Source organism: Sphingomonas aurantiaca (assembly GCF_003050705.1).
GTDB classification, from domain to species: Bacteria; Pseudomonadota; Alphaproteobacteria; order Sphingomonadales; family Sphingomonadaceae; genus Sphingomonas; species Sphingomonas aurantiaca.
Genome location: NZ_QAOG01000004.1, coordinates 330,006 through 350,261 on the forward strand (window position 1 = coordinate 330,006; position 20,256 = coordinate 350,261).

The following is a 20,256-nucleotide window of genomic DNA, read 5'->3' on the forward strand; positions in this document are numbered from 1 at the left end:
GCGAAGGCGGAGACACAGACTGGGCACCCGCCTTCGCGGGTGAACATTCTTCTGCTCCCTCTCCCCGCCGGGGAGAGGGAGACGCGATCACCGCGTCTGTTGCGCGGGTTGCACGTCCTGCGTTTCCTCGGTCGGCGGGTTGCGGATCGAGGGGCGGAGGCGGCTTAGGCTGCAGAGGCCGGCCACCAGCGCGAGGCCCGCGGCTACGAGCGGCGGCGTCGTGCCCGCGCCCACGCCCATCGCCAGCAGCGCTGCGACCAGCGTCGCGCCGGTGGTCTGCCCTACCAGCCGCACCGTCGAGACCAGCCCGCCCGCCGCCGCCGCGCGTTCGCGGGGGGCGGACCCGATGATCAGCCGCGCGTTCGGCGCCATGAACATCCCGAACCCCGATCCGCACAGCGCCATCCGCCACGCGATATCGAAATAGCCCGGGTCCGCGGGCATGAACGCAAGCAGCAGCAACGCGCAGATCGACACGCCCATCCCGATCCCGCCGAGCAACCCCGCCGGATAGCGATCCGACAGCCAACCCGACAGCGGCGCGACGACCATGTTCGCCAGCGGCCACGGCGCGATCGCCGCACCGACCTCCGCCGCGCTGAAGCCGTAGGCGTGCGTCAACCGGAACGGTGTCGACAGCAGCAGCGTCATCTGCGCGATGAACGCGGTGTATGCACCGATCGCCGACAGCGCGAGCACCGGCCGCGCGAGCAGGTCGATCGGCAGGATCGGACTGGCCTCGCCGCGCTCGCGCCGGACGAACACCCAGCCGATCGCGATCCCGGTGAGCACGATCGCGGCGGAGACGATCGGGCTGTCGCCGTGCACCGCGCTCTCCGCGCCGCCGATGACGAGCCCGATCATCGCTGCACACATCACTGCGCCGAGCACGTCGAACGGTGCGTCCTGCGGGCGCGGCTCGGGCAGCGCGCGGCCGAGCGCGAGGCTGAGCAGCGCGAACGGCACCGCGCTGGCGAACACCCACGGCCAGGGTGCGATCGCCAGCACGAGCCCGCCGATCGTCGGCGCGAGCGCGGCCGAACTGGAGACGACGACGCCGTTGATACCGAGCCCGCGGCCGAGTTGCTTGGCCGGATAGATCGACCGGATCAATGCGGACGAGACGCTGAGCGCCGCCGCCGCGCCCAGCGCCTGCGCGGCGCGGACGACGAGCAGGAACGGGAGGCTCTTGGCGAAGAAGCAGAGCAACGTGGCGAGCGTGAAGATCAGCTGGCCATATTGATACATGCGTTTCAGGCCGATCCGCCCGCCGAGCCCGGAAAAGGGGAGCAGCGCCATCGCGAGGATCAGCTGGTACACCGTGACGACGGTGACCACCGCACTGCTGCCGACGTCCAGGTCGCGCGCGATCGTCGGCAGCGCGACGGTGGCGATGCCGCCGTCGATGATCGTCAGCGCGGTGCCCGCCGAGATCGCGGCGATGGCGACGAAGCGGCGGGGTTTGGGCAGGCCGTCGGCGGCCGATATCTGGTCCGGTTGCATTGCGCCCCGCGATAGACCCCGGCATGTAGCACGCCAAGCAAATCAGGGAGATACGGTGATGCGGGTTCTGGCTTCGATGCTGGCGGCGACGATACTCGGCGGGGGCGCCGGCCTTGCGAGCGGCACCGCGCTTGCCCAAGTCGCACCGATGACACAGACGAACACCGCCGCCGACCCCTATATCTGGCTCGAGGACAAGGATGGCGCCAAGCCACTCGCCTGGGTCGAGGCGGAGAATGCGAAGACTCTCCCGCGGCTCCAGAACGATCCACGCTACAAGACCTTTTATGCCGAGGCGCTGGCTATCGCCTCGGCGAAGGACCGTATCCCGATGCCGAACCAGATGTTCGGGCGGATCTACAATTTCTGGCGCGATGCCGATCATCCGCACGGACTGTGGCGCTGGACCAGCGCGGCGGACTACGCGTCGGCCACGCCGCACTGGACGACCGCGCTCGACCTCGACGCGCTCGGCAAGACCGAGGGCAAGCAGTGGGTTTGGAAGGGTTCGACCTGCCTCGAGCCCGAGCAGCGGCTGTGCCTCGTCGCGCTGTCGGAAGGCGGTGAGGACGCGGTGACCTATCGCGAATTCGATCTGCAGACCGGCGCGTTCGTCGCCAACGGGTTCACGCTGCCCAAGTCGAAGCAGGATGCGACCTGGGTCGACAAGGATACGTTGCTGGTCGCGCGCGACTGGGGGGCAGGGACGACGACGCAGTCGGGCTATGCGTTCGTAATGAAGCAGCTGAAGCGGGGGCAGCCGCTCAGCGCTGCGACCGAGGTGTATCGGGGGGCTGCGACCGACCAGGGCGGTACGGCGGCGAACGTGCTGACGGACGAGAAGGGCAACCGCCTAATCGTGATCCAGCGCCGGAAGACCTTCTTCGGCGCGGACAAGCTGGTGTGGACGCCGGCCGGTGCGCGACCGCTCGCCTTGCCCGACCGGACGTTCCCGGCGGGGATGATCGACGGGCAGGTGATCTTCTCGACGAGCGACCCCTGGGGCAAGATTCCCGAGGGCGCGATCGCGTCGGCACCGCTTGCCGAGGTGGAGAAGGGGGCGATCAACCCGACGATCGTGTTCGCGCCGGGGCCGCGCCAGTCGGTCGACGGCATGGGGCTGACGAAATCGAAGCTGGTGCTGGTGGTGTCGGACAATGTCCGCGGCCGCGCGTCGGTCTATACGCACGGCGCAGGGGGCTGGACCGCCAAGCCGATCGCACTGCCCGACAACGCCTCGATCGACGTCGCGAGCACGACCGATCGTAGCGACGACGCGTATCTGACGGTGACGGGGTTCCTGACGCCGACCTCGCTCTATGCGCTCGATGCGGCGTCCGGCGCTGCACCCAAGCCGATCAAGACGCTGCCGGCGAAGTTCGATGCGTCGAACGACGTGGTCGAGCAGTTCGAGGCGACCTCGACCGACGGGACGAAGGTGCCGTATTTCGTCGTCCACAAGAAGGGCATCGCGCTCGACGGGACCACGCCGACGATCATGACCGCCTATGGCGGCTTCGAGGTGTCGATGACGCCGAGCTATTCGGGGAGCACCGGCAAGCTGTGGCTGGAGCGGGGCGGATCCTACGTGCTTGCCAACATCCGCGGCGGCGGCGAGTTCGGGCCGAAGTGGCACGACGCGGGCCGCAAGACGAAGCGGCAGGTGATCTATGACGACTTTGCGGCGGTCGCCAAGGACCTGTTCGCGCGCAAGCTGACGAGCCCGGCCAAGCTCGGCATCTATGGCGGGTCGAACGGCGGGCTGCTGATGGGCGTCGAGTTCAACCAGCATCCAGAGCTCTGGAAGGCGGTGACGATCCAGGTGCCGCTGCTCGACATGATCCGCTACGAGGGGATCGCGGCGGGCGCGTCCTGGGTCGACGAATATGGATCGGTTAGCGTGCCCGAGGAGAAGGCGTTTCTCGAGAAGATCTCGCCCTATCAGAATATCAGGAAGGGCGTCGCGTATCCCGAGCCCTATATCTGGACGACGACCAAGGACGACCGTGTCGGGCCGCAGCATGCGCGCAAGTTCGCCGCGCGGCTGAAGGAATATGGCCTTCCGTATCTATACTATGAGGATACCGCAGGCGGGCATTCGGGCGATGCCGATATCGAGCAGGGGGCCCGGTTGCAGGCGTTGCAGATGACCTATTTCACGCAGAAGCTGGTCGGGCCGGCGAAGTAGGCCTTTGCCGTCATCCTGGACTTGATCCGGGATCCAGAGCCACAAGGCTTAACGCCTGTGGCTCTGGATCCTGACTTTCGTCAGGATGACGGAATAGACCTTAGCGGCAGCGGACCTGGCTGTTGCTCTGGTCCACCGCACGCCCGGCAAGGCCACCCGCGGCCGCCCCCAGCAGCGAGCCGACGATCCGCGAACGGCCGCCATCGATTACGTTGCCGAGGATACCGCCGCCGGCGGCGCCGATGATCAGCCCGGTCGTGCCGTCGTTGCGCTTGCAGTAATAGCGGCCATCCTGCCCGGCATAGACGCGGTCGTTGGTCGCCAGCGTGCGCTCCTGATAGTTCGGCCCTGCGCGATAATAGCGCGAGGGGTCGTAATTGCCCTCGTCGCGCTCGTCGGGATAGGCTTCCTGATACCCGCCGCTGCGATCGGGCGCCTGGCGATACCCGCCCTGCGGTGCATAGCCGCCGCGATTGCCGCGCACCGACTGGTAGCGATCGAATTCGGTACGGAAGATCTGCAGTTCGCTGTCGAGACGCGCCTGGGCGGCGGCGAAGCGCGCATCGTCGGCACTGCTCTGTGCGACGGCTGGGGTGGCGACGGACAGGCAGGTGGCGGCGATCATCGCAGCCGTGCCGAGAAAACGCTTCATGATCAGGATCCTTTCAGGGTGTCACGACGAGGGCGGGCGGCAATATGCGACTGCCGCCCGCCCGATATCAACGGTCTATCTCAGCGGCAGATCTGCACGCGGCGATGGTTGCGCCACTCGGTGCGGCAGCGACGGCTGTTGTTCCAGTTGCGACGGTCGTTGCCGCGGCCGCGATAGCGCCGGTCGTCATGGCGATCGCCACGATGATCGTTGCCGCGGAAACCGTGACGGTCGCCGCGATGATCGCCACGCGGGCCACCGTGATGATCGCCGCGGGGACCGCCACGGGGTCCATTGTCGTGCTGGCTATAGCCACGATCGCGCTGCGCTTCGGCCGGTGCGGCGGCGCCGAGGCCGAGAGTCGCAAAGGCGAGCCCTGCGGCGATGAGATGCGTAAACTTCATGGGACGTCCTCTCGAACCCGAGTATCGGGCTGCCACGCTGATACGGCTGTCGAGAGACATGGTTCCTGAACGCGATTGTCGGCTCCCGTACAGGTACGCCGACGCGGGGGTATTAGGGCGTCAGCGTCACGAAGCTGTCCATCACGCGCTTGCGGCCCGATTGTTCGAAGTCGATTTCGAGCTTGTTCCCCTCGATCTCGGCGATGCTGCCATAGCCGAACTTCTGGTGGAACACGCGCATGCCGAGCGACAGGTCGTCGCGGCCCTTGTTGCCGAGGCTGATCGCGCTCGCGCGGCTTTCGACGACGCGCGCGGGTTTGGTGGAGAAGCCGCCGCCGGGGGTGGCCGCGCGCTGCCAGCCGGGGCCGCGGCCGGTGCCGCGCGCGACGTCGGCGAACGGGTCGGCGCGGTCGGACCAGTTCGCCTGCCACAGGCTCGCGCCGCCCGACATCGTCGTCTCGGTGTCGGTGTGCTCGGCGGGGAGTTCGGCGACGAAGCGCGAGGGGATCGACGAATTCCACTGGCCGTAGATGCGGCGATTGGCGGCGTGGAGGATGACCGCCAGCCGGCGCGCGCGCGTGATCGCGACATAGGCGAGGCGACGTTCCTCCTCGAGGCTCTTGACGCCGCCCTCGTCGAGCGAGCGCTGCGACGGGAACAGTCCTTCCTCCCAGCCGACGCAGAAGACGGTGTCGTATTCGAGGCCCTTGGCGGCGTGGATGGTCATGATCGTGACCTGCGGATCCTGCGCGCCGCCCTCATTGTCCATGACCAGAGAGACATGTTCGAGGAATGCACCGAGCGAATCATACTCCTCCATCGCGCGGACGAGTTCGCTCAGATTCTCGAGCCGGCCGGTCGCCTCGACCGATTTCTCGGCCTGGTACATCGCGGTGTAGCCGCTCTCGTCGAGCAATTGCCGCGCGAGTTCGGCGTGCGGCAGGCTCGTCGCCATGTCGCGCCAGCGGGCGATGTCGCCGACGAGGCGGCCGAGCGATTTCTTCGCCGCCCCGGTCAGCTCGTCGGTGTCGAGGATCCGCGCCGCGGCCGTCGTGAGCGGCGTGCCGGTGGCGCGCGCGAGCTGGTGGATGCGCGCGACCGCCTTGTCGCCGAGGCCGCGTTTGGGGACGTTGACGATGCGTTCGAAGGCGAGGTCGTCCGCGGGCTGGTTGACGACGCGGAGATAGGCCAGCGCGTCGCGGATCTCGGCGCGTTCGTAGAAGCGGAAGCCGCCGACGATCTTGTACGGCATGCCGATCGCGATGAAGCGGTCCTCGAACTCGCGAGTCTGGTGCTGCGCGCGGACGAGGATCGCGATCTCGTCGAGGCTCTTGCCGGAGCGGCGGACGCTGTCGATTTCCTCGCCGACGCGGCGCGCTTCCTCGGGGCCGTCCCAGACGCCGATGACCTTGACCTTCTCGCCGACGTCGAGCTCGGTCCAGAGCTGCTTGCCGAGGCGGCCGCCATTGTTCGCGATCACGCCGCTCGCGGCGCCGAGGATGTGCGGCGTGCTGCGGTAATTCTGTTCGAGGCGGATGACCTTCGCGCCCGGAAAGTCGCGTTCGAACTTCAGGATGTTCTCGACCTGTGCGCCGCGCCACGAATAGATCGACTGGTCGTCGTCGCCGACACAGGCGATGTTCTTGCGCTCCTGCGCGAGCAGCCGCAGCCAGAGATATTGCGACGAGTTGGTGTCCTGATACTCGTCGACCATGATGTATTTGAAGCGCTGCTGATACTGCGCGAGCACGTCGCGGTGCGTCTTCAGGATGACGAGCATGTGCAGCAGCAGATCGCCGAAATCGCACGCGTTGAGCGCGATCAGGCGGGTCTGGTATTGCTGGTACAGCTCGCCACCGCGGCCATTGGCGTAGCGCTCGCTCTCGCCCGCATCGATATCGGCGGGGACGAGGCCCTTGTTTTTCCACTGGTCGATCAGCCCGGCGAGGCTGCGCGTTGGGAAACGCTTCTCGTCGATGTCCGCCGCGAGGATGAGTTGCTTGAGCAACCGCAGCTGATCGTCGGTGTCGAGGATCGTGAAATTGGACTGGAGCCCGACGAGCTCGGCATGGCGGCGCAGCATCTTGGCGGCGATCGCGTGGAAGGTGCCGAGCCACGGCATCCCCTCGACCGCGTCGCCGACGAGTCGCCCGACCCGCTCGCGCATCTCGCGCGCGGCCTTGTTGGTGAAGGTGACCGAGAGGATCTCCGACGGCCAGGCCTTTTTGGTGAAGATCAGGTGTGCGAGTCGCGCGGTCAGCGCCGCGGTCTTGCCGGTGCCTGCGCCGGCGATGATCAGGACGGGGCCGTCGGTTGTCAGCACCGCCTCGCGCTGCGGCGGATTGAGGCCGCGGAGATAGGGGGGCTCGGCTTGCGGCGCGGACGTTTGGGCGATCTGGTTCACCGGTGAACAGGTAGGGAACGGGGCGCGGTGGGGCAACCTTTGAAACGTCGCCGAACCGTCGCGTGGGCGTCATGATCCGCGACTAGGGGATGCACAGCGACGTGGTTCGTCGTCGGAGACTCCGCATGCAGAACGGCGTCCCGATGCGCAAGCGCCGTCGCCCGCAGGCCGATGCCTGCGGACCGCAGGACCATATGAGGACCATCATCATGAAGATTTTCATCAGCGTCGCTTCGGCGGCGATCGTCGGCGCGTGCCTGTTCTCGACAGCCGCATCGGCCAGTTCCGTGCGTGAGCCCGTGTCCGTGCGCGTCTCGCATGCGGGGCTCGACCTGACCAGCGCCGCGGGGAGGGCTCTGTTCCAGCGCCGGCTGCAATCGGCGATCGCCAGGGCGTGTGAGCCGCGCACGAGCGGTCTCGATGCGTTCGCCGACGCGCATCGCTGCCGCCAGGAGATGACCGCCGATGCGAGCGTCAAGATGGCCGCCCTGCTGCGTCGCGACGGCACGCAGCTCGCCAGCATCAACGCGACGCGCTGACCTGTCGCGCTAGCCACGAAGGTCCGCGTCGACCAATCCTCGCTCGCAAGGGGGAGGTGGATGGCGGTTGCCAGACGGAGGGGGAGGTGGATGGCGGTTGCCAGACGGAGGGGGAGGGGAGCGTAACCTCGGTTGCGTGTCCGCCCCCTCCGTCGCCTTCGGCGCCACCTCCCCCTGGCGGGGAAGGATCGTTATGCGGGCGTCCCGAATCAGGCGTGTCGATCGCTTGATTTACATCTGTCATAAGATTGTCATCGTAAGGGCCGACTGCACCTCCATGGCTACTTCCACATTTGCACCCGACGCGCTGACGGCTGATCCGAGTGCTATCGCCTCGGCACCGCGTACTGGCCCCAAGCTCGATCACGCGCTGCACCCGGCGGGGCGGTGGATATTCCTCGCCGTGCTGATCGGCGGGCTGGCCTATGCGGGGTTCAGCATCGCGTTCGACACCGCGCAGGTCGGCGAGAGCCTGGCGGGCGGCGCGTTCGCGTTCCTAGCGCTCGCGCTGCTGATCGCGCTCGGGTTCGAGTTCGTGAACGGCTTCCACGATACCGCCAACGCGGTGGCGACCGTCATCTACACGCATTCGATGCCCGCGCCGCTCGCGGTGGTGTGGTCGGGGTTCTTCAACTTCCTCGGCGTGATGCTGTCGTCGGGTGCAGTGGCGTATTCGATCGTCACGCTGTTGCCGGTCGACCTGATCCTCAACGTCGGCAGCGTCGGCGGGTTCGCGATGATCTTCGCGCTGCTGCTTGCGGCGATCGTGTGGAACCTCGCGACCTGGGCGGTCGGCCTGCCCAATTCGTCGAGCCATGCGCTGATCGGCTCGATCCTCGGCGTCGGCCTCGCCAACCAGCTCATCCGCGGCGGCGGCGCCGACGGGACGTCGGGCGTCGACATGGCGCAGGTCTGGAAAGTGCTCTCCGCGCTCGCGTTCAGCCCGATCGTCGGCTTCGTCGGCGCTCTTCTGCTGCTGCTCGTGATGAAGCGCTTCCTGCGCGACAAGGCGCTGTACGAGGCGCCCGAGGGCCAGACGCCGCCGCCGCGCGGAATCCGTGCGCTGCTGATCGGCACGTGCACCGCAGTCAGCTTCGCGCATGGCAGCAATGACGGGCAGAAGGGGATGGGGCTGATCATGCTCATCCTGATCGGCTGCGCGCCGACCGCCTATGCACTCAACCGGACGATGCCAGAGAGCGCGACGCCCGCGTTCGTGCAGACCGCGCAGGCCGCCTCCGCTGCCTATCGGGCGCACGCCAATGGCGCGCCGGCTGGCGTCAGCGCAGCACGCGCGCAGGTCACGCAGGCGCTGAAGACCAAGCAGGTTTCGGACCCGGTCATCTATGGCGCGCTGGCGACTCTGTCGGACGACGTGTCGAGCCGGATCGCGGGCTATGGCTCGCTCGGCAAGGTGCCGGCCGCGGCGACGCCCAACCTGCGCAACGACATGTACCTCGTGCTCGACACGACCAAGCTGATCGCTGCCGACGCGTCCGCGCAAAGCCGCTTCACCGCGCAGGAGATCACGACGCTCAAGAGCTACAACAGCGGGCTCGAACAGGGCACGCGCTACATCCCGACCTGGGTGAAGGTGACCGTCGCGCTGGCGCTGGGGCTGGGGACGATGGTCGGGTGGAAGCGGATCGTCGTCACGGTGGGCGAGCGGATCGGCAAGACGCACCTGACCTATGGGATGGGCGCGTCGGCCGAGCTGGTCGCGGCATCGACGATCCTGCTGGCGGTGAATTTCGGGATGCCGGTGTCGACCACGCACATCCTGTCGTCGGGCGTCGCGGGCGCGAGCGTCGCCAACGGTGCCGGGCTGCAGCGTCGTACGGTCATGAACATGGCGCTGGCCTGGGTGATGACGCTGCCGGTGGCGATGCTGCTGTCGGGCGGGCTGTACTGGCTGCTGCTGACGCTGGCGCATTCGCTGGGGTATTGAGCGCAGATCGGTACTGCGTTCCTTTTTCGTCATCCTGACGAAAGTCAGGAGCCACGGTAATAGGCGGGGTGTTCGTGGCTCTGGGTCCTGACTTTCGTCAGGATGACGGGTGTGGGTTGGGGCAGGGTGTCTTAGCCAACTGACCCCGCGCCGTACGGGAACCGCGCCGCCTGGGAACCGCATCCCCGCGCGACGGGTTGCGCGCCCCATGCAAATACGATGCTCGATCTGCGGGAACTGGGACTGGATTGCGCGCGAGGCGTGGTCCGAATGTAGCCATTGTCGGCTGCTGGTACGCGATGTGAACGATGTCGGCGCGGTGGCACGCGACGTCGTCGCCCGGCTCGAAAGCGGCACCGTCGATCTGGAGCGCGACCCGGCGGACCGCTGGACGCTTGACCCGGCGGGACTGCGCAACGCCGCGTGGCGCTTCGGCTTCGAGGTCGAACCCATCGCCGTCACGCCCGACGCCGTCCGCTTTCCGCCGGATGACTCTCCTGTCCGCGCGCGCTCGACCCCTGCGGCATCGGTGCCGCACCAGATCGGGCTCGGCATCATGGCGCGCCCCGCCGATGCGGCCGACATCACCGCGATCGCCACCGAGTTTCGAGACGACTTCAGCCGGATCGTCGTGCTGCTCGACGGCACGGCGGACGACGCCGCTGCGCTGGCCGCGCGGCTCCCGTGGATCTCCGTCCTCCACCACCCCCTCGCCGGCGATTTCGCCGCGCAACGCAACCGTCTTCAGGACGCGATGCAGTCCCGATGGGTGTTGCAGATCGATACCGACGAGCGGCCCGATGCGGCTTTGCTCGGCGCGCTCGGCTGGCTGGTTGCGGCGGCGGACCGCGACGGCCTGCGCTCGCTCGGGCTGCCGCGCCGCAACCTCGTCGACGGCGTGCAGTCCGCCTCCTATCCCGACATCCAGTACCGCCTCAACCGCAGCGACATCCGGTTCGCGGGCCGGGTCCATGAGCGGCCGGTCGTGCCGTTCGTCGAGAGTTCGTTGGCGCTGGCCGGCGCGCTCGAACACCGGCTCGACGGTGCGCGCGTACGCGAGCGGACGCGGATCTACGAGGCGATGTCGACCGGCGCGGGGCGGCCCGAGGACGAGGCGCTGCTGCTCGCCCCGTTCGATTCCGCGGCGGTGCGATAGACCGCGATCGTCTCCGCGGCGAGCGTGTCGCGGGTGAACATCCCCGATGCGCGGCGGCTCGCCTCCGCATGGTGCGTCCGCAGCCCCGTATCCTCGATCAGCCGCTGGACCTGCGTCGCGAGATCGTCGCCGGTGCAGCGCCTGGCGAGCAGACCCGCACCGCTCGCGCCGATAAACAGCCGCGCGCTCGGATCCTCCGCGCACGCCACGACGGGGCGGCCGAACATCATCGCCTCCTGATAGACCAGCCCGAAGCTCTCGTAGCGCGACGGCGCGACGATCACATGCGCGGCCTCCATCAGGTCGTGGAGCATGGCTTCCTCGACGCGGTGGTGGCAGGTCAGCCGCGCGCGCGCCGATCCCGGGATCGCGCCGACATCGTCCGCATGCACGCCGACGATCGTCAGGCGGAAATCGCGCATCCCGGCATCGGCGCGGCGCGAGAGGATCCGGTGCGCCATGATCAGCGCGTCGAACCCCTTGCGATGCTCGTCGCGGCCGACGAACAGCAACTGGATCGGCTCGCCGGTCGGATAGGGTGCCGCAGCCCCGCGCGCGACGATCTCGGGGGGCAGGCTGAGCCCGATGACCGCGTGTCGGCCATCCTCGCCCGGTGCTGCGACACCGTACAGCGCCGCGATCTTCTCGCCGTGAAGCTGCGTGTTCGAGATCAGCGCCTTGCTGCGGCGCGCGGCGATCCGCTCCACCAGCATCGCGGCACGACGATCGATCCGGTCGCGCAGGCTGGTCACGGTCGCCGCCGAGGTTGCCGCCGGAGTCGAGTTGCGCGTCACCAGCGGTGCCGGGCCGGCGAGCGCGATCGTGAGCCCGGGCGCATACCAGTTGGTCGCCTCGACCACGTCGAAGGGCGCGCGGCGATGTTCGCGCGCGACCGCGCGGCGGAACGCGATCGGCGCAACGAGGTGCCCGATCGCGACGACCTTGCGCAGCCGTGCGGCGACCGACCCCTCGCGCAGCCCGCATCCAACCACCGAAACCCGACCGTCGCGGCTGTCCTCGCGTCGGTCCATCGCAAATACAGTCACGTCGTTGCCAGCATCCGCCAGCGACTGCGCAATCTCCCGCGCCGCGCGCGTAAGTCCACTCTTTTCAGGGGGATAGGCCCAGGTGAGCAGTGCGATCCTCATATCGGGTGGCGACAGGCGCGGCCGCGCGCCGGAACGAACGTAGTAACTTGCGTCAATACAAGGGTTTTAACTGGCATTCGCCCGGAACTCACAACCGCGCGGACGGTTCCTTTGCTGAATTATAGATGAACGGGGGAAGGGTGTTCGTACTTCATATCGCGTTGCAGGGGTGCTTACGCGCAACCGACGTTGAATACGGGATCACCGCCGACACCGGAGGCCATATCCGGTATCTGCTCGATCTGGTCGCGGCCAGCGGGCGCAATCCGGCGATCGACCGGATGGAAATCGTCACCCGCGCCTTCCACCATGTCGCCTATGCCGAATGCTATGCCGAGCCGGTCGAGACGATCGACGGCACCACGCGGATCGTCCGCCTGCTGTCCGCCTCCGACGCGTATCTGGTCAAGGAAGAGCTGTGGACCGAGCATGACAGCCTGGTCGAAGCGCTCGTCGCGCACATCGCCACGCTGGATCGCGCGCCCGACGTGATGCACGCGCATTATGCCGATGCCGGGCTGATCGCGGCACGCGTGTCGGCACGTACCGGTATCCCCTATGTCTTCACCGCGCATTCGCTGGGCCGGGTGAAACTGGCCGCGTTCGATCGCGACTGCGCCGAGACCGCCGGGCTCGATCGTCGCATCGCGATCGAGGAGGAGGCGATTGCCGGCGCCGCCGCGATCATCGCCTCGTCGCGCGACGAGGCCGAGGTGCAATATGCCGATTACGCAGCCTACGACCCCGGCCGGATCCGCGTGTTCGCGCCCGGCAGCGACCTGAAGCAGTTCGCGAACTGCGCCACCGACGCGCATGTCGATGCGCTGATCAACCGGTTCCTCGACGATCCCGACAAGCCCGTGATCCTCGCGATAGCGCGCCCCGTGACCAAGAAGAACCTCGCCGCGCTGGTCCATGCCTATGGCCGCTCGCCCGCGTTGCAGGCGGCGGCGAACCTCGTGATCCTCGCGGGGACGCGCGACGACAGCACGACGCTCGAACCCGAGATCCGCGACAATATCGCCGAACTGCTCCAGCTGATCGACCGCTACGACCTGTACGGCAAGGTCGCCTATCCCAAGCAGCATCGCCCCGACGACATCGCCGCGGTCTATGCGCATGCCCGCACCCGGCGCGGCGTCTTCGTCAATCCCGCGCTCAACGAACCGTTCGGGCTGACGTTGCTCGAGGCGGCGGCGAGCGGGCTGCCGGTGGTCGCGACCGACAGCGGGGGGCCGAACGACATCGTCGAGACGTGCGGCAACGGCATCCTCGTCGACCCGCGATCGCCGAGCGCGATCACTGATGCGATCCTTGGCATCCTCGACGATCCGGCGCTCTGGTCGCGCTATTCGGCGGCGGGGTCGGTCGCGATCCGAGCCTATGACTGGGATCGCCACGTCCAGCTTTATGTCGGGCTGCTCGAGGAGGTCGTCCGCCCGCCCGAGGTCGTCGAGCGCGATCCGGCATTGCTGCTCGTGTCCGACATTGACGGGACGCTGATCGGCTGCGCGCAGGGCGTCGACGCCTTCGCGGCGTGGCGCGCGGCACAGACTGACGTGGCGTTCGCGATCGCCACCGGGCGCAGCTTCCACAGCGCGATGGCAGTGCTCGGCCAGCATGACGCGCCACGCCCGGAGATCCTGATCACCTCGGTCGGCTCGGAAATCTATTACCGCGCGGTGCAGGGTGCGGTGTATGATCGCGACACCGAATGGGACGGGATCATCGCCGCGGGCTGGGACCGCGATGCGGTCGCAGCGCTGGTCGGGCGTTATGCCGGGCTGACGCCGCAAAGCCCGCTCGAACAGCGCCGGTTCAAGCTCAGCTATTTCGCCGACGGCGACATGGCGGCGGCCGAACGCGTGCGCGCGTTGCTCGCGGAGCATGGGCATAGCTGCTCGATCATCCAGAGCCATGGCCGCTATCTCGACATCCTGCCGCACGCCGCGTCGAAGGGGACCGCGGTCGAGCATGTCCGCCGCCGCCTCGGCCTCGAACCGCGCCAGGTGATCGTCGCGGGCGACAGCGGCAACGATATCGAGATGCTGCGCTCGTCGCGGCATGCGATCATCGTCGGCAATTATTCGGACGGCCTGGGTTCGCGCGCCGACCTCGCGCATGGCTATGTCGCGATCGGCCACCACGCGCGCGGCGTGATCGAGGGCGTGGCGTATTTCCGTGAGGCCGCAAAGTTCGAGCCCGTCAGGCGGCGTGTCTCGTGAGCGTCAGCGTCCTCACCTTGGTGCGCGGCCGTCGCGAGCATCTCGTGAACCTGATCGCGGGATTGAACGCGTCGCTGCGCCAGCCCGACGAGCTGGTGATCGCGTATATGCAGCCCGCGGCGCATGCGGATCTGCCTGCGACCGGTTTCCCGATCCGCGAGGTGTTCGTTGCGGGCGACGAGATGCCGCTCGCGGCGGCGCGAAACCGTGCCGCGGCGGCCGCGTCGGGCGATCAGCTCATCTTCCTCGATGTCGATTGCGTGCCGTCGCCGACGCTGGTCGGCCGCTACGCCGAAACCGCGCTCCAGCCCGGCGGGATCCGGTTGGGGGAGGTGTTATATCTCCCCGCGGGGGCTGTCGCCGATGGGATCGATTTCGCCGCGCTCGACCGGATCGGCAAGCGTCATCCCGACAAGCCGGCGATCGCGCGCGACGAGATTCGTCCGACGCCGAGCCATGGCGAACTCTGGGGTCTGTCGTTCGCGATCGCCGCGGCGGACTGGAGGCGGGCAGGCGGGATGGACGAGCGCTATATCGGCTATGGCGGCGAGGAGACCGACTTTGCCGCGCGACTGGAGCAGGCCGGCGTCGCGATGTGGTGGGTCGGCGGCGCGCGCGCCTATCACCAGCATCATGTCGTCCACACGCCAGCGTTCCAGCACTTCGACGCGATCATCCGCAACGCGCGGCTGTTTCGCGCGACCTGGGGGCGGTGGTGCATGCAATATTGGCTAGGCCAGTTCAGCGAGCGCGGACTGATCGCCTGGGACGACGAGGCGATCACCATCCTGCGGCAGCCGACCGCGGAGGAGATCGCCGGTTCAAAGATGTCGCCGGAAACCTTGTTCAGCTAGTCCGCCGCCCACAGCGACACCGCCAGCCCCTCGAGATAGTCCGCCGCGAACTTCGCCGCATCGTCGTCATACAGCCCGGCCAGCGCCGCGGGATCGAGCGACTTGGCCGCGTCGAGGATGCCGCGCCACGGCGCCAGCGCGCCCGGCCATGTCGGCAGCGCGACCGCCGCGCCGAGTTCGGCCAGCCGCTCGGCCTTGCGAGTCTGCTCGCCGAAATAGCGCCATTCGGGTGCGCAGACATAGGGCCGACCGACACGCGCAATCTCGTGCACCGTGTTGTCGCCCGCCGACGCGATGACCACGTCCGCCGCGGCGATGTGATCGGTCACGCCCGGCACCCAGCCCAGCTCGACCAGATTGCCGAAATCGGTCTCGTGCCCCTCGCGGTGGACCGGGCCCAGCACGAGCCACAGCGCATCCGGCACTGCGCGCGCGGCCATCGTCAGCGGCGCGTAGGGCGTGCCCGCACCACCGCCGCCGGTCAGCACGACGACGATTTCCTGATCCAGATCGAGGCCGAGCTTCGCGCGCGCCTCGGCCTTGGTCGGCACCGGATCGACCGTCGTGCACAGCCCGCCGGCATAGCAGGTGTTCGCGCGCACCCAGTCGGGCGTGTCGCCCTGCTCGAGCGCGGCGCCAAACGGCGCGAGCAGCCCGACGCTCGCCTGATACGCGCCGAGATGCCCGGGATCGAGCCGATCGCCGTGCATCCGGATGCTGATCGCGGGCACGCTGGCGATCCTCGCGAGCAGCGCGATCTCGGCGGACACGTCGACCACGAACAGCGCCGGATCGACATCGTCGAGATGGTCGATGATCGTCCGCATCGTCGCCCGCGTCTTCGCCACGCCGAGCGGGACGCAGTGCATCACCTCGGGCGTCGCCTGCGCGAACAGGCCGGGGGTCGGTACCGGCGCACCGATCATGTCGGGTAAAGCTGCGATCGTGATCGGCCGCTCGAACCCGTCGAACAGCGACGGCTTGGCGGTCAGGATCGTCACCGCGCGCTCGGCCGGGAGTTCGCGGATGATCGCCATCGCGCGGTTCGCATGGCCGCGGCCCTGATGGTGGATAAAGAAGGTGATCGGCTGGCTCATGCGGCGGTCTGTACCGAAGCCTGCGGCGAAGGCGATTGATGTCGATCAGCATGGTCGGCGCTCAGCCCGAACTCGGCCTCGACCGCGGGATCGAGCCAGGCGGCGATGTGCTCGGCGTCGGCCGGCGCCAGATCGGGATAGGGCGTCGGCACATAGGGTGCATAGCCTTGCCCCTTGTAGCTGGTGATCGGCACGTAGGACTCGTGGCGCGCGATCCCCGTCGCCTCCGCCAGCGCTGCCACGAACGCCGCCGGATCGCGCGTGAACGCATCATAGCCGAGCAACGCGACGTTGTGCGCGCGGTTCGTCAGCGACGACCAGTGGCGCAGCTTGGCGGTCCGCTTGGCGATGCAGTTGGCGAAGCGCTCGCCCGTCTCGGGATCGCGTTCGTGCAGCATCTCGTTGCCATACATCGGGTGGCCCGCCTCGATATGGCCGAAATGATCGTCCCAATAGCTGTGCCAGTGGCTGCGGATGAACGCGTCGAACGGCTTGGCCTTCAGCTCGGGGTGCGCGTGCCAGGGCTGGCGGTGGAGGCTGCGCGCCCAGTCAAACGCATTGCGCGCGACGACCAGCACGAGCGTGTCCTTCACGAACAAAGTCTGCGGCGGCACGAACCAATGCTTGAACCCGAACGCCTCGGTGATCTCGGCACCCGGCATGTTCGCCTCGATCGCGCGTGTGACGAGATTGGTCCCGCTGCACCGCTGGCCATAGATCTGCACGCGCGTGATCGGCACGTCGCCGCGTGTCAGGATCCGCAACCCGGACAGGGGTTGCTGCCAGTTCAAGGGCTTGGCGGGCGAAGGAAAGGGGATCGACATGGTAGGACGCCGCTAGCGCCGCGTGCGGCTGCGCACAATCACATCGTTTAGGGCAACGGGGCCGTCACAACCTGATCGCGAGGCGCAGCGTGACCGTGCGCGGTCGGATCGGCACCGTCTGCGTAGTCGTCGACAGCGTGAACGGATTGCCGAACCCGAAGCTGTTGCCGCGGCCGTCGAGCACATTGTCGACCGCGATCGACCATTGGCGCCGCCCGTCGTCGAGCGTCGCGCCCGCGTCGAGCGTGGCATAGTCGCCCGCCGGTCGGTCGAGCAGCGGATCGAAGCTCAGCCGGGTCTGGCCGATATAGCGCGCGGTCACATACCCGCTCGCCGGCTTCCCGATCAGCGCGAACCGCCGCGAGAGACCCAGCCGGGCGGAATAATCGGGAACGACGGGCAGGCGGCGATCATCCTCCGGACCGCGATCATTGGCCGGTGACGTCAGCCGCGCGCGCTGGATCGTCGTGCCGAAGTCGATCCCGTAGGGCGCCGCGTCGAACCGCCCGCCAAACTCGATGCCGTAGTTGGTGGCGTTCCCCGCATCCACCGTCCCCAGCAGCCCGTCCGATCCGACCACGTCGCTGCGAAGATGCTCCCAGGTCGAGCCGAAGATCGCGCCGTTGAGGGTCAGCCGGTCGCCCATCCCGCGGATGCGCCAGCCCAGTTCGATGCTCTGCAACTCGTCGCCGGGAATCCGCCGCTCGGTGTCGACCGAAGCGCGCGTCACGCCGGCGGGACGGATCGCACTGGCGTAGCGCAGCCAGATCAGTCCGACATCGTCGCGGTGCCAGATCAGCGTGCCGCTCGGCGTGACGCCCAGCTTGGTGGTGCTCTGTTCGTCGGGGCCGCGCTGCTCGATGTCGTTGACCGTCACGAAGCCGCGCAGGCCGATCTTCAGGTCGAGTGCGGACGACAGGCGTTGCGTGCCCTCGGCGAACATTGCCGCCTCGAACACCGCCTCCTTGTCGTCGCGCGCGAGCGTGCTGGTCGAGTCCGATTCGAAGCGTCCTTTCAGGCGCGTGGTCGCATGCAGGACGGACGCGCCGACGATCCAGGGATGGCGCGCGGTCGGGTCGCTCAGCCGGACCTCCTGCGTGACCAGCCGGATCGCGCGATCCTCTACATAGGCAACCGGCGCGGTCCTTCCGAGCGCGGCCGCCATGATGCTCGCATCATAGGTGCTGCCGAACTCGTGCGAGACGATCGCGGTGGTCGACTGCGCGTCCAGGCTGCCGATCGGCCCGTGGATATCGAGCGATCCCGACAGGAAGTCGTTGTCCTGCGGCTCGGCGATCGCGGTCGCGCGCGACAGGCCTTTGGTCGCATATTGGCTGTCGCGGGCGTTGATCCACTGGCCGATGCCGCTCGCGGTCGCGGTCCAGCCGCCTCCGATCGCCCAGCGCAGCGCGGCGCGGCCGCCCCCGCGCCCGGTGCGGTTGACGTCGCGCGTGTCGCGACCGGTGTCGTCGATCCAGCCGGGCATCGTCTCGGTCCAGCCCGACGCGCGGAGTGCCAGCGTGCCGGTGACGATCGGCAGGTTCAGCGTGCCTTCGAACGCGCCGCCGAACGCGCCGTTGTTGGTTGCGGTCACGTCGCCGGCGATCCGGCCCGAAACCTTGTCGAGATCGGGCGCGGTGGTGACGATCCGGATGACTCCGCCCAGCGCGCCGGTGCCGTAGAGCGTGCCCTGCGGACCGCGCAGGATCTCGACCCGGTCGATATCGACCATCCGTAGATCGGGATCGGGCGACGAATAGCCGATCCGCGCGTCGTCGAGGTACAGGCTGACGAGCGACTGGCTGGTGCCGTTGAACGCGCTGTCGGCGACGCCGCGCAGGAACACGCGGTCGCGGCCAGGGCCAAGATTGGTCGAGAACGCGCCATCGGTGGTCGCGAGCAGGTCAACCAGCCCGCGCTTGCCGGCGAGGTGGTCGAGCGCCGGGCCGCCGAGGATGCTGATCGACGCGGGCAGGTCGGAGAGGCGTTCGTCGCGCTTGCTGGCGGTGACGATGATGTCGCCGCCCTCGACGATCGGCGGCGGGGTGCGGGGCAAGCGGACCCGGATCGGTGCGACGGGCAGGGGCTCGATCCGCCACGTCGTCGCATCGACTCGGACCGCGCGCAGGTGAGTTCCCGCCAGCACGCGCTGCAGCGCCTGCGCGACGTCGCGCGCGCGGACGGTTTTCCGGGTCGATGTCGCGGGCAGGATCCCCGCCATGCCGATCGAGATACCCGTCTGACGCGCCAGTGAATCGAGTGCCGATCGCAGCGACCCGGCGGGTATGGTGATTTCGCGCGCCGGGTTGGCGCCCGTCTTCTCAGCGCTGGCTGGAGCGCTCGATATGGACGACGCCATCAGCGCGACGCAGGCGCAGTGGCAGCACCGCGCGAAGCTGATCGAGAAGCCGCGAGCCGTCGCCAATCGTCAAAACCCCGGAAAAACGTAATCCGGCGGCGGACGGATCGACCACCAGCGGGGTGCGAGCATATCGCGATATGTCGGCGACAACCAGCGGCAACGGTGCGCCGTCATAATCGAGGCGGCCGTCGGTCCAGTCCGCCACCGATGTCGGCGCGACGGCGCGGCGCTCCGCGATCCCGGCGGCGGGGTCGATATCGATGCGTTGCCCCGCGACGAGCGTCGTTGGCGCGCTGCCATCGGCGGTCTGCGGCGCGACGCTGACGCTGCCCTGCGCCACGGCGACCGAAATCCTGCCGCCCGCGCTGACCACCGCAAAGCGGGTACCGATGTCGCGGACGACATAGCCGCCCGCGCGGACGATCAGCGTGCGCGACGGATCGTGCCGCACGGAGAAGCTTGCGGCGCCGTCCGCGACTTCGATGAGCGGCGTGCGGCCCCCCGAAACCGAGACGCGCGACCCGCGATCGAGCTGCATCGCGCTGCCATCGGCGAGCGTGACCGCGCGCGTTTCGCCGGGGCCGGTCGCATAGGTCTGTACGCCGCTGTCGCCAGGGGTGACCGCCGGCGCGACGAGCAGCAATGCGAGGCCGGCCGCGAGCGCGCCGCCGGTGCCCGCCGCCATCCACCGCCACCTCGTCGGGCGTGCTGCCACGGCCGGCTGGGCGTCGGCGACGCCGTCGTCGTTCGCCGGCAGCAGCGCCGTGATCGCGGGGGCGGCCGCGCCGATCTCGGCATCGAGCAGCGCGATCGAGTCATAGGCGGTGCGATGCGACGGATCGGCTGCGAGCCAGTCGCCGAAGCCGGCCCAATCCATGTCGGGCGAATCGATCCGCGCGTGCCAGGCGGCGGCGGTATCGATCGGGTCCTGGGTCGTTGCGTCCATCACGGC

General features: G+C 68.3%; 15 protein-coding genes. 6 read left to right on the forward strand and 9 right to left on the reverse strand.

What is annotated here, in order from left to right:
- Positions 1–87: 87 nt before the first annotated feature.
- Positions 88–1,503, reverse strand: a complete 1,416-nt coding sequence (locus C8J26_RS13230) for an MFS transporter (protein WP_107958608.1) — start codon at positions 1,501–1,503, stop codon at positions 88–90.
- Between the two features lie 58 nt (positions 1,504–1,561).
- Here C8J26_RS13230 and C8J26_RS13235 point away from each other — a divergent pair, with 58 nt between their 5' ends.
- A complete protein-coding gene (locus tag C8J26_RS13235; protein WP_107958610.1) occupies positions 1,562–3,691 on the forward strand; it encodes a prolyl oligopeptidase family serine peptidase in 2,130 nt (709 codons plus the stop codon).
- Between the two features lie 100 nt (positions 3,692–3,791).
- Here the strand turns inward: C8J26_RS13235 and C8J26_RS13240 are convergent, their stop codons facing one another.
- The 3 genes from C8J26_RS13240 to C8J26_RS13250 form a co-directional block, all read right to left on the reverse strand.
- Positions 3,792–4,343 carry a glycine zipper 2TM domain-containing protein gene (locus C8J26_RS13240; RefSeq protein WP_056410942.1) on the reverse strand — a complete coding sequence of 184 codons (552 nt, stop codon included), beginning with the start codon at positions 4,341–4,343 and terminating at the stop codon, positions 3,792–3,794.
- Positions 4,344–4,423: 80 nt separating this feature from the next.
- Entirely contained in the window at positions 4,424–4,747 is a 324-nt protein-coding gene (locus C8J26_RS13245; RefSeq protein WP_107958612.1) for a hypothetical protein, read from the reverse strand.
- Between the two features lie 112 nt (positions 4,748–4,859).
- Positions 4,860–7,142, reverse strand: coding sequence for an ATP-dependent helicase (locus C8J26_RS13250; RefSeq protein ID WP_107958941.1), 2,283 nt, complete (start codon positions 7,140–7,142; stop codon positions 4,860–4,862).
- A 218-nt stretch (positions 7,143–7,360) separates the two neighbouring features.
- Between C8J26_RS13250 and C8J26_RS13255 the strand changes: the two genes are divergently transcribed.
- The 3 genes from C8J26_RS13255 (at position 7,361) to C8J26_RS13265 (ending at position 10,794) form a co-directional block, all read left to right on the forward strand.
- Positions 7,361–7,690 carry a UrcA family protein gene (locus tag C8J26_RS13255; RefSeq protein WP_167398837.1) on the forward strand — a complete coding sequence of 110 codons (330 nt, stop codon included), beginning with the start codon at positions 7,361–7,363 and terminating at the stop codon, positions 7,688–7,690.
- Positions 7,691–7,967: 277 nt separating this feature from the next.
- Positions 7,968–9,638, forward strand: a complete 1,671-nt coding sequence (locus C8J26_RS13260) for an inorganic phosphate transporter (protein WP_107958617.1) — start codon at positions 7,968–7,970, stop codon at positions 9,636–9,638.
- A gap of 208 nt (positions 9,639–9,846) precedes the next feature.
- Positions 9,847–10,794 (forward strand): glycosyltransferase family protein, encoded by a 948-nt coding sequence (locus C8J26_RS13265; RefSeq protein ID WP_107958619.1) that lies wholly within the window; start codon positions 9,847–9,849, stop codon positions 10,792–10,794.
- Here C8J26_RS13265 and C8J26_RS13270 read toward each other — a convergent pair.
- The gene (locus tag C8J26_RS13270; RefSeq protein WP_107958621.1) at positions 10,710–11,942 is read right to left on the reverse strand and encodes a glycosyltransferase family 4 protein; all 1,233 of its coding nucleotides are present in this window, start codon (positions 11,940–11,942) and stop codon (positions 10,710–10,712) included. The genes C8J26_RS13265 and C8J26_RS13270 overlap by 85 nt on opposite strands.
- A 140-nt stretch (positions 11,943–12,082) precedes the next feature.
- Between C8J26_RS13270 and C8J26_RS13275 the strand changes: the two genes are divergently transcribed.
- Both C8J26_RS13275 and C8J26_RS13280 read left to right on the forward strand, forming a co-directional pair.
- Entirely contained in the window at positions 12,083–14,167 is a 2,085-nt protein-coding gene (locus C8J26_RS13275) for an HAD-IIB family hydrolase (protein WP_107958623.1), read from the forward strand.
- Positions 14,164–15,021: a glycosyltransferase family 2 protein gene (locus C8J26_RS13280; protein ID WP_107958625.1), complete on the forward strand. Its 858-nt coding sequence runs from the start codon at positions 14,164–14,166 to the stop codon at positions 15,019–15,021. The genes C8J26_RS13275 and C8J26_RS13280 overlap by 4 nt, the downstream gene beginning before the upstream one ends.
- Here C8J26_RS13280 and C8J26_RS13285 read toward each other — a convergent pair.
- The 4 genes from C8J26_RS13285 to C8J26_RS13300 all read right to left on the reverse strand — a co-directional run bounded on the left by C8J26_RS13285 (position 15,018) and on the right by C8J26_RS13300 (position 20,250).
- On the reverse strand, positions 15,018–16,118 hold the full coding sequence (locus C8J26_RS13285) for a glycosyltransferase (protein ID WP_107958626.1): 1,101 nt from the start codon (positions 16,116–16,118) through the stop codon (positions 15,018–15,020). The two genes, C8J26_RS13280 and C8J26_RS13285, sit on opposite strands and share 4 nt — an antisense overlap.
- On the reverse strand, positions 16,115–16,942 hold the full coding sequence (locus C8J26_RS13290; protein ID WP_146168841.1) for a hypothetical protein: 828 nt from the start codon (positions 16,940–16,942) through the stop codon (positions 16,115–16,117). Before C8J26_RS13290 ends, C8J26_RS13285 begins: the two co-directional genes overlap by 4 nt.
- 64 nt (positions 16,943–17,006) lie before the next feature.
- The gene (locus C8J26_RS13295; protein WP_244185298.1) at positions 17,007–19,367 is read right to left on the reverse strand and encodes a TonB-dependent receptor; all 2,361 of its coding nucleotides are present in this window, start codon (positions 19,365–19,367) and stop codon (positions 17,007–17,009) included.
- Complete coding sequence (locus C8J26_RS13300) at positions 19,264–20,250, reverse strand: FecR family protein (protein WP_107958631.1); 987 nt, start codon at positions 20,248–20,250, stop codon at positions 19,264–19,266. Before C8J26_RS13300 ends, C8J26_RS13295 begins: the two co-directional genes overlap by 104 nt.
- Positions 20,251–20,256 lie beyond the last annotated feature (6 nt).

What these genes read in the sequence shown, in the direction of transcription:
- C8J26_RS13265 (WP_107958619.1), top strand. Translation starts at nt 9,847, where the DNA reads ATGCAAATACGATGCTCGATCTGCGGGAACTGGGACTGGATTGCGCGC.
- C8J26_RS13260 (WP_107958617.1), top strand. Translation starts at nt 7,968, where the DNA reads ATGGCTACTTCCACATTTGCACCCGACGCGCTGACGGCTGATCCGAGT.
- C8J26_RS13245 (WP_107958612.1), bottom strand. Translation starts at nt 4,747, where the DNA reads ATGAAGTTTACGCATCTCATCGCCGCAGGGCTCGCCTTTGCGACTCTC.
- C8J26_RS13235 (WP_107958610.1), top strand. Translation starts at nt 1,562, where the DNA reads ATGCGGGTTCTGGCTTCGATGCTGGCGGCGACGATACTCGGCGGGGGC.
- C8J26_RS13270 (WP_107958621.1), bottom strand. Translation starts at nt 11,942, where the DNA reads ATGAGGATCGCACTGCTCACCTGGGCCTATCCCCCTGAAAAGAGTGGA.
- C8J26_RS13300 (WP_107958631.1), bottom strand. Translation starts at nt 20,250, where the DNA reads ATGGACGCAACGACCCAGGACCCGATCGATACCGCCGCCGCCTGGCAC.
- C8J26_RS13230 (WP_107958608.1), bottom strand. Translation starts at nt 1,503, where the DNA reads ATGCAACCGGACCAGATATCGGCCGCCGACGGCCTGCCCAAACCCCGC.
- C8J26_RS13285 (WP_107958626.1), bottom strand. Translation starts at nt 16,118, where the DNA reads ATGAGCCAGCCGATCACCTTCTTTATCCACCATCAGGGCCGCGGCCAT.
- C8J26_RS13255 (WP_167398837.1), top strand. Translation starts at nt 7,361, where the DNA reads ATGAAGATTTTCATCAGCGTCGCTTCGGCGGCGATCGTCGGCGCGTGC.
- C8J26_RS13290 (WP_146168841.1), bottom strand. Translation starts at nt 16,942, where the DNA reads ATGTCGATCCCCTTTCCTTCGCCCGCCAAGCCCTTGAACTGGCAGCAA.
- C8J26_RS13240 (WP_056410942.1), bottom strand. Translation starts at nt 4,343, where the DNA reads ATGAAGCGTTTTCTCGGCACGGCTGCGATGATCGCCGCCACCTGCCTG.